The organism is uncultured Marivita sp., assembly GCF_947488135.1.
Lineage (GTDB): Bacteria > Pseudomonadota > Alphaproteobacteria > Rhodobacterales > Rhodobacteraceae > Marivita.
In genome coordinates, this window is the sequence record NZ_CANKYW010000001.1 from 903050 (window position 1) to 916998 (window position 13949).

11 protein-coding genes are annotated in these 13949 nt (G+C 63.6%); 6 read left to right on the forward strand and 5 right to left on the reverse strand.

Going from position 1 to position 13949, the window contains the following annotated elements; all coding sequences use genetic code 11:
* Nucleotides 1-3: 3 nt before the first annotated feature.
* The 6 genes from iolC to Q1B16_RS04575 all read left to right on the forward strand — a co-directional run bounded on the left by iolC (nucleotide 4) and on the right by Q1B16_RS04575 (nucleotide 8528).
* A complete protein-coding gene (iolC, locus tag Q1B16_RS04550) occupies nucleotides 4-1917 on the forward strand; it encodes a 5-dehydro-2-deoxygluconokinase (RefSeq protein ID WP_299785033.1) in 1914 nt (637 codons plus the stop codon).
* Nucleotides 1914-3743, forward strand: coding sequence for a 3D-(3,5/4)-trihydroxycyclohexane-1,2-dione acylhydrolase (decyclizing) (gene iolD, locus Q1B16_RS04555; RefSeq protein ID WP_299785034.1), 1830 nt, complete (start codon nucleotides 1914-1916; stop codon nucleotides 3741-3743). The genes iolC and iolD overlap by 4 nt, the downstream gene beginning before the upstream one ends.
* Nucleotides 3743-4648, forward strand: a complete 906-nt coding sequence (gene iolE / locus Q1B16_RS04560; protein ID WP_299785035.1) for a myo-inosose-2 dehydratase — start codon at nucleotides 3743-3745, stop codon at nucleotides 4646-4648. The genes iolD and iolE overlap by 1 nt, the downstream gene beginning before the upstream one ends.
* Nucleotides 4649-4704: 56 nt before the next feature.
* Nucleotides 4705-5886, forward strand: a complete 1182-nt coding sequence (locus Q1B16_RS04565) for a phytanoyl-CoA dioxygenase family protein (protein WP_299785036.1) — start codon at nucleotides 4705-4707, stop codon at nucleotides 5884-5886.
* A gap of 70 nt (nucleotides 5887-5956) precedes the next feature.
* Complete coding sequence (gene iolB, locus Q1B16_RS04570) at nucleotides 5957-6763, forward strand: 5-deoxy-glucuronate isomerase (RefSeq protein WP_299785037.1); 807 nt, start codon at nucleotides 5957-5959, stop codon at nucleotides 6761-6763.
* A gap of 94 nt (nucleotides 6764-6857) precedes the next feature.
* Entirely contained in the window at nucleotides 6858-8528 is a 1671-nt protein-coding gene (locus tag Q1B16_RS04575; RefSeq protein ID WP_299785038.1) for a sulfatase-like hydrolase/transferase, read from the forward strand.
* Nucleotides 8529-8534: 6 nt separating this feature from the next.
* On the opposite strand, the gene fahA is transcribed toward Q1B16_RS04575, so the two are convergent.
* From fahA to Q1B16_RS04600, 5 genes are read right to left on the reverse strand one after another with little or no spacing between them, the layout of a single operon-like run.
* Complete coding sequence (fahA, locus tag Q1B16_RS04580) at nucleotides 8535-9779, reverse strand: fumarylacetoacetase (RefSeq protein ID WP_299785039.1); 1245 nt, start codon at nucleotides 9777-9779, stop codon at nucleotides 8535-8537.
* Between the two features lie 31 nt (nucleotides 9780-9810).
* Entirely contained in the window at nucleotides 9811-11160 is a 1350-nt protein-coding gene (hmgA, locus tag Q1B16_RS04585; RefSeq protein ID WP_299785040.1) for a homogentisate 1,2-dioxygenase, read from the reverse strand.
* Nucleotides 11157-11354: a DUF2783 domain-containing protein gene (locus tag Q1B16_RS04590; RefSeq protein ID WP_299785041.1), complete on the reverse strand. Its 198-nt coding sequence runs from the start codon at nucleotides 11352-11354 to the stop codon at nucleotides 11157-11159. Before Q1B16_RS04590 ends, hmgA begins: the two co-directional genes overlap by 4 nt.
* Nucleotides 11351-12964, reverse strand: a complete 1614-nt coding sequence (locus tag Q1B16_RS04595; protein WP_299785042.1) for an FAD-dependent oxidoreductase — start codon at nucleotides 12962-12964, stop codon at nucleotides 11351-11353. Before Q1B16_RS04595 ends, Q1B16_RS04590 begins: the two co-directional genes overlap by 4 nt.
* A complete protein-coding gene (locus Q1B16_RS04600) occupies nucleotides 12961-13911 on the reverse strand; it encodes an MBL fold metallo-hydrolase (protein ID WP_299785043.1) in 951 nt (316 codons plus the stop codon). Before Q1B16_RS04600 ends, Q1B16_RS04595 begins: the two co-directional genes overlap by 4 nt.
* Nucleotides 13912-13949 lie beyond the last annotated feature (38 nt).

A 13949-nucleotide genomic window follows, 5' to 3' on the forward strand; every position in this document is an offset into this window, starting at 1 on the left:
GCCATGACCAAGACACGCGATCTGATCACGATTGGACGGTCCTCGGTCGACCTTTACGGCGCGCAAATCGGCGGTCGGCTCGAGGATATGGGCTCGTTCGACAAATATATCGGCGGATCGCCCACGAATATCGCCTGCGGAACGGCGCGGCTCGGGATGAAATCGGCGGTCATCACTGCTGTGGGCGACGAACATATGGGCCGCTTCATTCGCGAACAATTGGCGCGTGAAGGGGTGGATACGACCGGCGTCAAGACCGACCCCGAGCGCCTGACCGCGCTGGTCTTGCTGGGCATTCGCGATCAGGAACAGTTCCCGCTGATCTTCTACCGCGAGAATTGTGCCGACATGGGTCTGACAGAGGATGACATCGACCCGGAGTTCATCCGCTCCGCCCGCGCCGTTGTGGCGACGGGCACGCATCTCAGCCATCCGAGGGTCGAGGCGGCGACGCTCAAGGCGCTGACCATCGCGCGCGAGGCGGGCATGCAGACCGCGCTGGATATCGACTACCGGCCCAACCTTTGGGGCGTGGCCGGACATGGCGACGGCGAGAGCCGGTTCGTTGAGTCCGCAGCTGTCACGGCCAAGCTTCAAAGCACGTTGCATTACTTCGATCTGATCGTCGGCACGGAAGAAGAGTTCCACATCGCCGGTGGCACCACAGACACCCTTGAGGCGCTGCGCGCGGTCCGGGCCGTGTCGGACGCGACCCTCGTTTGCAAGCGCGGCGCGGCGGGGGCGGTTGCCTTCACCGGCGATATTCCCGCCAGTCTGGACGACGGTGATGCGGGGCCGGGCTTCCCGATCGAGGTGTTCAACGTGCTCGGGGCCGGGGATGGCTTCATGTCGGGCCTGCTCAAGGGGTGGCTGGATGGCGAAGACTGGCCCACCTCCCTGAAATACGCCAATGCCTGCGGCGCGTTCGCGGTCAGCCGCCACGGCTGCACCCCGGCTTATCCAAGCTGGGAAGAGCTTCAGTTCTTCTTCGACCGCGGCATCATCCGCCCCGATCTGCGCAACGACGCAGAGCTGGAACAGGTGCATTGGGCGACAAACCGTGCGGGGGATTGGCCCAGCCTCAGGACCTTTGCCTTCGATCACCGGCTGCAACTGGAAGAGATGGCGGGCCATACGCCCGAAAAGGGCGCGGTGTTCAAGGAACTGTGCCTTGATGCCGCCTTGCAAGTCGCAGGCGGGCAGAGCGGTTACGGAATCCTCTGCGACAACCGGATCGGACGGTCCGCCCTGCACCGTGCGAGCGGCAGCGGTTTGTGGATCGGACGGCCCACGGAACTGCCGGGATCGCGCCCGATCGAATTTGAGCCGGAGCTGGGCGACGACCTCGGCGGCCTGCGCGAATGGGCGCGCGAGAACGTGGTCAAGCTCTTGGTGTTCTGCCACCCCGAGGATGACGACAAGACGGCCAAGATGCAGGTGGCACGGGTCAAGCGCCTCTTTGCCGCCGCGCGACGCAACGGTCTCGAATTCCTGCTCGAAGTGATCCCGTCCAAGGTCGGGCCGGTGGATGACAGCACCACGGCGACGTTGATCCAGACGTTCTACGACGCCGGGGTCTACCCTGACTGGTGGAAGCTGGAGCCCTTCACGACCGAAGGGGCCTGGGAAAACGCGGTCGCCGCAATCACCCGCAACGATCCGCGCACACGGGGAATCGTGGTTCTGGGTCTCGATGCGCCGGAAGAGGACTTGGCCGCAAGTTTTGCCCTGGCGGCGAAACAGCCCTTGGTTAAGGGCTTTGCCGTGGGGCGCACGATTTTCGGGGATGCCGCGCGAAAATGGCTGGCAGGCCAGATGAGCGATGCCGAAGCAGTAACGCAGATGGCCGACCGCTACGCGCGGCTTTGCAATATTTGGGATGAGGCGCGCGCAGGCGCGCAGGAGGACGCAGCATGAGCAAGACAATTCGACTGACCGCCGCGCAGGCGCTGGTGCGCTACCTGACAGCGCAGCTGAACGAGGATGGCGACACCTTCATCGCGGGCTGCTGGGCCATTTTCGGGCATGGCAATGTCGCCGGTCTGGGCGAGGCGCTGTACGGCGTGCGGGACGCCCTTCCCACCTATCGCGGTCACAACGAACAGACGATGGCCCACGCGGCGATCGCCTATGCCAAGCAGCTACGCCGTACCCGCGCGATGGCGGTCACGTCCTCCATCGGGCCCGGGGCCACCAATATGGTCACGGCTGCCGCGCTGGCGCATGTGAACCGTCTGCCGGTGCTCTTTCTGCCGGGCGATGTGTTCGCCAACCGTGGTCCCGACCCGGTTCTTCAACAGCCCGAAGTCTTTACCGATGGCACCGTCACTGCCAATGATTGCTTCCGCCCGGTGAGCCGCTATTTCGACCGCATCACCCGGCCCGAGCATCTACTGACCGCCCTGCCGCGCGCCTTTCGGACGATGACCGACCCGGCGGATTGCGGCCCTGCGACACTGGCCTTCTGTCAGGACGTGCAGGCCGAAGCCTATGATTACCCCGAAAGCTTTTTCGAGCCGCGCGTCTGGCACCGCCGCCGCATCCATCCCGACCCCCACGAACTGCACCGCGCGGTCAAGGTGATCCGCGCCGCCAAGCGCCCGGTGATCCTGGCCGGGGGCGGCGTGCACTACTCGGATGCGACGGGCGATCTGAAATCCTTTGCCGAGGCGCACAACATCCCCGTGGTCGAAACGCAGGCGGGCAAGTCGGCGCTGCGGTGGGATCACCCGCTGAACCTTGGTCCCGTGGGGGTCACGGGGGGTGAACCCGCGAACACGGTCTGCGCCGAGGCGGATGTGGTGATCGGTGTCGGCACCCGTTTTCAGGACTTCACCACCGGGTCCTGGGGGCTATTCGCGAACCCGAACCGGACACTCATCAGCCTGAACGTGCAGGCTTATGACGCGATGAAGCACGGTGCTTTGCCGATCCAGGCGGATGCGCGGGCGGGACTGACCGAATTGGCCATCGAACTGGCGGGGTACGCCCCGGACGCCCCGACGGCGTCGCTCAAGGACGGCTGGTTCGCCAAGGTCGATCCGCTGACCGACGCGCCTGAGGGCAACGCGCTTCCGACCGACATGCAAGTGGTCGGCGCGGTGCAACGCGCTGCGACCGATGAAACCGTTGTCATGTGCGCCGCTGGCACGATGCCGGGCGAGCTGCACAAGCTGTGGAAGGCGGGCAAGCCGGGCAGCTACCACATGGAGTACGGCTTTTCCTGCATGGGCTACGAGATCGCGGGCGCCATGGGTATAAAGATGGCCCAGCCCGAAGCGGACGTGATCTGCTTTGCCGGCGACGGCACCTACATGATGGCGAATTCCGAAATGGCCACCGCCGCGATGATGGGCATTCCCTTCACCGTGGTCGTGACCGACAATCGGGGCTTCGGCTGCATCAACCGGCTGCAAATGGGCACCGGCGGGGCGGAGTTCAACAATCTGCTGGATCACGCGGTTCACGCGAACCCCAGCGCCATCGACTTTGCCAAACACGCCGAAGCCATGGGTGCGACAAGCGTCAAGGTCGGCTCCATCGCGGAGCTGGAAGAGGCGCTTTCCAAGAGGCACGACAAGACAGGCCCCTACGTGGTGGTCATCGACACCGACCCGTACCCGTCCACCGAACATGGCGGCACGTGGTGGGAAGTGGGCGTGCCCGAAGTGTCCGACCGCGCCGAAGTGCGCGCGGCGCATGAGGCCTATGTCGCCAACAAGAAACTGCAAAGGGCCGATTGATGGCTGTCAAACTGGGGATTTCCCTGATCGCGTGGCAGAATGACGACCTGCCGGAGCTGACCGCCGCCTTCACCACCGAAGGTGCGATGGAGGATGCCGCGCGCATCGGCTACCACGGGGTCGAACGCGGACGCCGTATGCCTGCCGATACCGAGGGGCTGCGTACCTATCTTGACCGCTACGGCGTCGCGCTGTGCGGTGGCTGGTGCTCCGGCAATCTGATGGTCAACGACCTAGAAACTGAGAAAGCCGCCATCCGCCAGCAGGTCGAGCAATTCGCCGCGTTGAATGCGCCCTGCATCGTTTATGCCGAATGCTCGAACACCATTCAGGGCGACATGGCACGACCTGTGAGCCAGCGCCCTAAACTGACCCGTGACGAGGTCATGGGCTATGCCGCCAAACTGGGCGAGCTGGCGAAATGGTCGGCGGATCAGGGCTGCGTGCTGTCCTACCACCACCACATGGGAGCGATGGTGCAGGATGCCGACGATATCGACTGGCTGATGGAGGGAAGCGACCCCGCGCTGACCCTGCTTTACGACACGGGCCACCTGCATTTCGCCGGGGCCGATCCTCTGGCGGTGCTCGATAAGTGGGGCGACCGGGTGCATCACGTGCATTTCAAGGACGTGCGCCAACCGGTTCTGGACTGGGTTCGCGCCGAGGATCGCAGCTTTCTCGATGGTGTCGCCGCTGGCGTCTACACGGTGCCCGGCGACCCGGATGGCTGTATCGACTTTCAGGCGATCACCGACCGGCTCAATGCGATGGGCTATGACGGCTGGATCGTGGTCGAGGCGGAACAGGACCCCGCCAAGGCACCGCCCTTTGACTATTCCGAGATGGGCTACGACCACATCCGCGCTATTTCCGGCGCCTCGGGTCTGGAGATTGCGCCCTAAGGGTTCACAGGCCCCGGATCGGGGTCCGCACCGCACGCCATGTAAAGGAGGACGACATGGGAGATCAGGCATTCGGCTATATCGGTTACTTCGATCGGGAGTCCTGCGATCTGGATGAATTCAAGATGCTGACCTCGCAACAGCTCGATCCGGCGGAGGTGCCCCATGCCGCCGGGATCGAAAAGAATGTTCCGATCTATGACATGGCGGAATTGCGGCCTGTGCTGGACAATGCCGACAAGCGCCGTGCGTTGATGGCGGAATGGGCGCGGGTCTTCCGCCAATCCGCAGGCGTGATTGCCTTGAAACGCGCCTATAGCGACATGGATGTGATTGACCGCGCGTCCGGAGTGTTCGACGCGATCATTGCCGAGGAAAAGGCCAGTTCCGCAGGCAAGGGCGACCATTTCGCCGCATCGGGAGCCAATGACCGGGTCTGGAATTCCCTCCAAAAGCAATGCCTGCGCGACCCCGAAGGATTTGCGCTCTACTACGGCAACACGTCCATCGCGGCAGCCTGCGAGGCGTGGCTCGGACCGAACTACCAGGTGACTGCGCAGGTCAACCAGGTGCGGCCCGGCGGCAAGGCGCAATCGGCGCACAGAGATTATCATTTGGGCTTCCAAGGCGCGGAGCAAGCCGCGCGGTTTCCGGCGCACGCGCATGAGCTCTCTGCGGCGCTCACGCTTCAGGGGGCCGTCGCGCATTGCGACATGCCGATCGAAAGCGGGCCGACCAAGCTGCTGCCGTTTTCGCAGCTTTATCCGGCGGGCTATCTCGCATGTCACGACGCCGACCACCGCGCTCATTTCGAAGAAGCCCACATCCAGTTGCCGCTGGAAAAGGGCGACGCGGTGTTCTTTAACCCGGCGCTGTTCCACGCGGCTGGCGAGAACCGCAGCGCCGATATCAACCGATTGGTGAACCTGCTTCAGGTGTCGTCAGCGTTTGGACGCGCGACCGAGGCGGTGGACCGCCGCACCATGAGCGCCACGGTGTTCCCGGCGCTGATCGCTCTGAAGCAGGGCGGACGATTGTCGGCGGCTGAGCTCGACGCCGCGATTGCGGCCTGTGCGGAAGGCTATAGTTTCCCGACCAACCTCGACACCGATCCACCGGTCGGAGGCCTTGCGCCGGAAAGCCAAGCCGACCTTTTGCGTCGCGCGGTGGCAGAGGGCTGGACCGATGCGCAACTTGCCGACGCGCTCGGCCAGATGGCGACCCGGCAGGCGGCGTGATCCGCGCTTTCCCTCAAACAAGGCCGGGGCAACCCTGTGGCTGCCTCGGCTTCGAACAAGGACGGACATAATGGCTGATCTGCTTCGCAAACCTGTTGGAACTCACGGCAAGGTGCATGACATCACTCCGGCTTTGGCCGGGTGGCGCTATGTCGGGTTTACGCTCTACCGCCTGCGCGCGGGCGAAACCGTGACCGAAGCCACCGGCGACCGCGAGGTGATCCTCGTCATGGTCGAGGGCAAGGCAGCGATCACGGGCGCAGGGCAGGATTGGGGCGTGCTGGGCGACCGCATGGACGTGTTCGAAAAGACGCCGCCGCATTGCCTTTACCTGCCGAACGACAGCGACTGGACGGCAACGGCGGAAACCGACTGCACGATTGCGGTCTGTTCGGCCCCTGGCAAAGGCGGTCACACGGCGCGCCGGATCGGGCCGGATGGCATCACGCTCACCGAACGCGGCAAGGGGGTGAACACCCGCTATATCAACAACATCGCGATGGAGAACGAGGATTACGCGGACAGTTTGCTCGTGACCGAAGTGTTCACGCCGAACGGCCACTGGTCGAGCTATCCCAGCCACCGGCACGACGAGGACGACTTTCCACGCATCACCTATCTCGAAGAGACTTATTACCACCGCCTAAATCCCGCCGACGGTTTCGGCATCCAGCGGGTCTACACCGATGACGGCCAGTTGGATGAGACGATGGCCGTGAAGGATGGTGATGTCGTTCTGGTCCCGCGCGGGCACCATCCCTGTGGCGCGCCTTACGGGTTCGAAATGTATTACCTCAATGTCATGGCCGGGCCGCTGCGCAAATGGCGGTTCGTTCCGGCGCCCGAGCTCGCATGGATCATGGACCGCGACGCCTGACGATCCGATGCAACGGACAGGCTGGCGTGGTCCGGCAAGCTGTGGTTCAAAACCGTGGCTGCACGACGCAGGCACACTGGACGGGACCGCTTGAATGGCCAAGGCAAAGAACATCCTTTTCATCATGTTCGATCAGCTTCGCTGGGATTACCTGAGCTGCTATGGCCATCCGCATCTCGACACGCCGAATATCGACCGGCTCGCGGCCAAGGGCGTCCGGTTCGACAAGGCGTATGTCCAGGCGCCGCTGTGCGGTCCGTCCCGGATGTCGACCTACACGGGGCGCTATGTCCAAAGCCACGGGGCCAGTTCGAACAACGTGCCTTTGAAGATCGGCGAACGGACGATGGGCGATCACCTGCGCGATGCGGGGATGGGCTGTTGGCTGGTCGGCAAGACCCATATGCAGGCGGATGCCGAAGGCATGGCGCGCCTTGGGCTCGAACCCGACAGCGTGATCGGCGCGCGGGTGTCGGAATGCGGCTTCGACATCTTCGAACGCGACGACGGGATGCGCCCGGAAGGGCCGGGTGGGTTCTATGACGAAGGCGGCGCGCTGAAATACAACGCCTACCTGCGCGGCAAGGGTTACGAGAGTGACAACCCTTGGCACGACTACGCCAACTCCGCCAATGACGGAGAAGGCAACGTGCTGTCCGGCTGGTTCCTCAAGAACAGCGACCAGCCCGCGAATATCGACGAAGAGGACAGCGAAACGCCATACCTCACCCGTAGAGGCATGGAGTTCATCGCGGCGCAGGGCGACACGCCCTGGTGTTGCCATCTGTCCTACATCAAGCCGCATTGGCCCTATATCGTGCCCGCGCCCTATCACGACATGTATGGGCCCGAGCAATTCCTGCCGGTGGTGCGGAGCGATGCCGAACGGGACGCGGCGCACCCGGTGTTCAAGGGCATGATGGGCGCGCCCGTGTCCAAGGCGTTTGCGCGCGATGACGTGCGCGAGAAGGTGTTGCGCGCCTATATGGGGCTTATCAAGCAGTGCGACGACCAAATGGGCGTGTTGCTGGATTGGCTCGAGGCGACAGGCCGGATGAAGGACACGATGATCGTCGTCACCTCCGACCACGGCGATTACCTTGGCGATCACTGGATGGGTGAAAAGACGTTCTTCCACGACACGGCGGTCAAGGTGCCACTCATCATCTACGATCCGTCGCCAGAGGCGGACGCAACGCGCGGCACCGTCTGCGATGCGCTGGTTCAGGCGATCGACCTTGTGCCGACATTTGTCGACATCGCCGGTGGCGACGCGGCGGCCCTCGATCATGTCTTCGAAGGGCAATCGCTTCTGCCGCTGCTTTTCGGATCACAAGACGGGCCGTTCCGGGAGTATGTCATTTCCGAACTGGATTATTCCATGCGCCCCTTGGCCGATGCGCTGGGCCTTAACACGAGTGAGGCGCGGATTTTCATGATTGCCGATGCGCGCTGGAAGATGATCCATTTCGAAGGCGGGTTTCGCCCGATGCTGTTCGACCTGCAAACCGATCCTGACGAACTGACCGACCTTGGTGGGGACGCGCGATATTCCGGCGTCATTGGCAGGCTGCGCAACGCGCTTGACCTGTGGGCGCGGCGACCGTCGCAGCGAACCACCATCTCCACCCAGACCCTGCTGGGCAATCGGCGCAAACCGAACACGACCGGCGTCTTGCTGGGTGTGGTTGATGAGGACGATGCGCCGGAAAAGGTGACGATGAAGTATCGCGGGCGGAAGGCGCCCAACTGGGATGAACGCTGATACCCCTTAGGTGCGCACGGACCGCGCTGGAAGAACCTTACCAGAGCATTCGCCGAACCCGATCCGATACCCGACGCCCTGTGCATGGCCGCGCAGCGTGATCGTGTCCCCGTCTTCGATAAAGCTGCGCGTGTCGCCGGTGTCCAGCGTCAGCGGCTCTTTGCCGCCCCAGCTTAGCTCCAGCAGCGACCCGCGTGCATGGGGATCAGGGCCAGAGATCGTCCCTGACCCCAAAAGGTCGCCAACCCGCATCGGGCATCCGCTTGAGCTGTGATGGGCGAGTTGCTGGGCCGAAGAATAATACATCTCGCGGTAATTGGTCCGCGCGATCACGGTTTCCGCGCGGCCTTCGGGGGCTAGCCCGACGCTCAGCGCGATGTCGTAGAGCATTGGCCCGGTATCGGCCAGATGCGGGAGTAACGGCGCTTTGCGCTCGGGCGTTAAGACGCGGAATGGCTCCAACGCCGCGGCGGTGACGATCCACGGGCTGATGGTTGTGGCCGTCGCCTTTGCCTGAAACGGTCCGAGCGGTTGGTATTCCCACGCCTGAATGTCCCGCGCCGACCAATCGTTGAGCAGGACGTAGCCGAAGATATTGTCAAACGCCTCGTCCACCGTCAGCGGCCCGTCCGAGGCAACGCCGACAACCGCCCCGAGTTCGAGCTCCAGATCGAAGCGGCGCGAGGGTTGGAAGGACGGCGTGTCGTGGTCCGGTCCCTTGACCTGACCGAGGGGCCGCGTGACCGGTGTGCCGGATACGACCACGGACGATGCACGCCCGTTATAGCCGATGGGCATGTGCAGCCAGTTCGGGGGCAAGGCGTTCTCCGGCCCCCGGAACATCGTACCGACATTGGTGGCATGGTGCAGGCTGGCGTAGAAATCGGTGAACTCCGTCACTGCGAAGGGCATATGCAGGCGCGCGTCGGCCATCGGGGTGAGCAAGGGCCGTAGCCTGTCCTGATCCGCGCTATCTTCGCGCAGAAGGTCCCGCAGCGTGCGACGCAAATCCGCCCACGCTGCGGGACCCAGCGCCATAAAGGCGTTCCAATTGGTGCCTTGCAACGTGCCGCCGAAATCGACGATGCCGTTCGCCTCGAGCGCGTGGAGATCGAGAATCCGGTCCCCCACTGCCGTCCCGAGGCGAGGCTGACTGCCGGGTGTCGAGAACACGCCGTAGGGCAGGTTGTTGACCGGAAATCCCGTATCCGGCGCGTTTGCGCTGTCGATCCACGACCGTATCAGGGGCATCCGCCGCTCCGGGGTGCTTGTCGGTGACGCCTCATTTCTTGCCCGGCGCTCCGTCGAACTTCTTTTCCAGCGATGTCCAGCAGTCGATGTAATCGTCCTGCATCGGGGCCTCTTTCCCGGCAAATTCGGTCAGATGCTGTGGGAAGCGGGTTTCGAACATGAAGCTCATCGTCTGGTCCAGCTTGTCGGGGCCGAGATTGGCGTTGGAGGCCCGTTCGAACGCATCGCGGTCCGGCCCGTGCGGCAGCATCATGTTGTGAAGCGATACACCGCCCGGCACGAACCCCTGCGGTTTTGCGTCGTACTGGCCATAGATGTTGCCCATCAGCTCGGACATGACGTTCTTGTGGTACCACGGCGGGCGGAACGTGTCCTCGGCCACGAGCCAGCGTTCGCGGAACAGCACGAAGTCGATATTCGCGACCCCCGGATGCCCCGATGGCGCGGTCAGCACGGTGAAGATGGACGGATCGGGATGATCGAAGAGGATCGCACCCACCGGGCAATAGCTGCGCAGATCGTATTTGCAGGGGGCGTAATTTCCGTGCCACGCCACGATATCGAGCGGCGAATGTCCGATCTGTGTCTCATGGAACTGGCCGCACCATTTGACGGTGACGGTCGACGGTGTTTCGCGGTCCTCGAACGCGGCGACGGGCGTCTTGAAGTCGCGCGGATTGGCAAGGCAATTGGCCCCGATCGGCCCCCGGTCGGGCAGGTTGAATTTCGCACCGTAGTTTTCGCAGACAAAGCCCCGGCAGGGGCCATCGAGCACCTCGACGCGGTAGACAAGACCGCGCGGCAGGATGGCGATTTCCTTGGGTTCGATGTCGATGATCCCAAGCTCTGTCGCAAAGCGCAGCCGCCCTTCTTGCGGCACGACAAGCAATTCGCTGTCGGCCGAGTAGAAATAGGCATCTTCCATGCTTTGCGTGACAAGGTAGACATGCGCCGCCATGCCGACCTGCGTGTTCACATCGCCCGCCGTGGTCATGGTGCGCATCCCCGTCAGCCACGTCAGCGGTTCATCGGAATGCGGAACCGGATCCCAACGGTACTGGCCCAGAGACGTCACATCCTCGACCACATGCGGCGCGGTTTTCCAATAGGGCAGTTGGGTCCGTTTGAAGCGGGTGGTGTGTTTGACCGAAGGCCGGATGCGATAGCACCAGGTGCGTTCAGGGCCGGGCTGAGTAAAGGCGGTGCCGGACAATTGCTCGCCATAAAGCCCGTAATTCACCTTCTGCGGAGAGTTCATGCCCTGCGGCAAGGCCCCCGGCAAAGCCTCTGTTTCGAAATCGTTTCCCCAGCCCGGCATATAGCCCGGGGTCAGGGCATTCCCGGTGGCCTGAATCATTGGGCTGATATCCTGAGACGTCATGGGCGATCTCCCTTTGCGGCTGTCAGGGCGTCGCGCAGGACAGCGCGGTCGCCGATGTGATTGGCAAGGATCAGAATGAGGCGCGCGTTCAACGCGGCGCTTTCGTCATCCGATAGGCCCTCGTGCGCGGCAAGCAGATCGGCGTAGAAGCCGTCGGGGTCCGGGATGTTCGGCTCCAGGATCAGGTCGCTCATGCCGCCCCCATCGCCCGGCGCAGGGCTGCTTCGATGTCGTTTGCCGACGCCGACCCCCATCGCGCCGCGATGTGCTGATCGGGTCGCACGAGGTAGTGGGCCTGTGGTGCGGGGCCAAGGTATCTGTCGGCAAGCTCCGGGCCAAGCGCGTCACCTGTCAGGGAGAGCGTCGTTACCCCGTCGATCTGGGGTCCAACCGCTCCAAGCGACAGCAGCGTGAAACGCCCGCCAAGGTGATCCAGAAGAAACCCGTTGCCCACCGGCGCGTCCGGGCAACAGGCCCCTGGCCGCGTGCGGGCGGGTCCGCCCTCCAGCGCGTCGGGCGTGTTCAGCGGTGAGCCGTCATACACGCACGGCGTGCTCAGCCGCCCGGAATTGATCAGGGGCCGCGCGAATGCGTGTTCGCGGGCAAGGGTCAGGACGGCATCGCGGAACAGCTTGGATGTTCTGGACTTGGGCGTCAGGAAATCGGTGGAGCGGGTGGAGTTCAGGATATTCTCGTCCGCCGCTTGCAGGCGTTCGTGGTCGTAGCTGTCGAGCAACGTCTCGGGCGCGTGACCGTTCAGAACCGCACTTAGCTTCCAGCCCAGATTGTCGGCATCCTGAACGCCCGAGTTGGCCCCGCGCGCGCCGAAGGGCGACACCTGGTGCGCGCTGTCGCCGGCGAAAAGCACCCGCCCGTGGCGGAACCGTTCCATCCGGCGGCATTGGAACGTGTAAATCGACACCCAGTCCAGTTCATACTCCACATCCGGCCCCAGCATCTGGTCCACCCGCGCGCGGACTTTCTCGGGGCGCAGCTCGGTGTTCCGGTCGATATCCCAACCAAGCTGGAAGTCGATGCGCCAGATATCGTCGGGCTGTTTGTGCAAGAGCGCGGAAGACCCGGATTTGAACCACGGCTCGAACCAGAACCAGCGTTCGGTCGGAAAGTCGGCGGTCATCTTGACGTCGGCGATCAGGAAATTGTCCTCGAACACGCGCCCGTCGAAACCAAGGCCCAGCCTCTCGCGGATCGGAGACTTCGCACCGTCACAGGCGACGACGTAATCCGCCGCGATCCGGTAGGGGCCATCCGGCGTCATGATGTCGAGCAGGACATGATCGCCCATGTCCGTCAGCGCATCGACGCGGTTCTTGCCGCGCACGTCAATCGGAGCTCCGGCGGTTTGGGCACGGGTGACGGCCTCCATCTGGAACCGTTCGAAATGGGGCTGTTGCAGGTTGATGAAGGCGGGGCAGCGGTGGCCTTCCTCGGGGAGCAGGTCGAAGGCGAACACCTCGTCCCGGTCGCGGAAGACGCGGCCCTTCTGCCAGACCACACCCTTGTCGACCATCTCGGCCCCGGCACCAACGCGGTGCATGATTTCAAGCGTGCGCTTGGCGAAACAGATCGCGCGACTGCCAAGGCCCACGCCCTCGTGATCGTCCAGAACAATCACGGGCGTACCCTTCTGTCCGAGGTCAAGCGCCAGCGCCAGACCGACCGGTCCGGCACCCACGATCACGACCGAGTGTCGCGCCGGGGTGCTGGCGTCCTGATCCGCCGACCGCCGGTAGGGGTACAGGCGAAACGCAAGCGGATATCGGTCGCGCAGCGGTGCGTTCATTTCTGAAGCGCCTCCCACATCTCCAGATCGCGCTGCGCCGTCCAGATGCGCGGCGTGTCGATATCGCGGGCCTCGTCAAAGGCGCGGGCGACGTTGAAGGGCAGGCAGTGTTCGTAGATCGCGTAATCCTTGAACTTCGGATCGCACACCTCGCGCACCGCATCCCACGCCTCTTTCAGCGTGCCGCCCCGCAGGGCGACTTTGGCAGCCGGGGCATAGGTGGAGCGCACGAAATCGGCGGTGGAATCCAGCGCGGCATTGACCATGTCGCGCCCGACCAACGCATCGCCCCGTCCGGGTGCGATGGCGTCCAGATCGAACCTGCGGATCCGGTCCAGTGTCCCGGTCCAATCGTGGAAATGGCCGTCGCCGCAATAACAGGCGGAATGATATTCGACGATATCGCCGGTGAACATAACGTTTTGATCCGGCACGAAGATCACCGCGTCGCCTGCCGTGTGCGCGCGGCCCAGATGCATGATGTCGACCCGCCGCTGTCCAAGATAGACGGTCATGCGGTCGTTGAACGTCGTCGTCGGCCAGGTGAGGCCGGGGATTTCCTCGTGCCCCTGGAACAGCCTTGGGAAACGGGCGAATTCGCTGTCCCAGTCCTCTTGACCGCGTTCGACCACCATCGACCGGGCCTTCTCCGACATGACGATCTGCGGCGCATTGAAGGCCGAAGCCCCCAGCACGCGGACGGCATGGTAGTGCGTCAAAACTACATGGCTGATCGGTTTGTCCGTCACCGACCGCACGCAGTCGATGACCTTGCGGGCCAGACGCGGCGTTGCCTGTGCCTCTACGATCATGACGCTGTCGTCGCCGATGATGACGCCCGTGTTCGGATCGCCCTCGGCGGTAAACGCGTAGAGCCCGTCCCCGATCTCGGTGAAGGAAATTTCCTTTTCCGCCATGTCTCCCTGCGAGGCGAACGACTTGGTCATGCGGTGTCCTATCTATCGTTGGTTTTGGCGTGAACCGT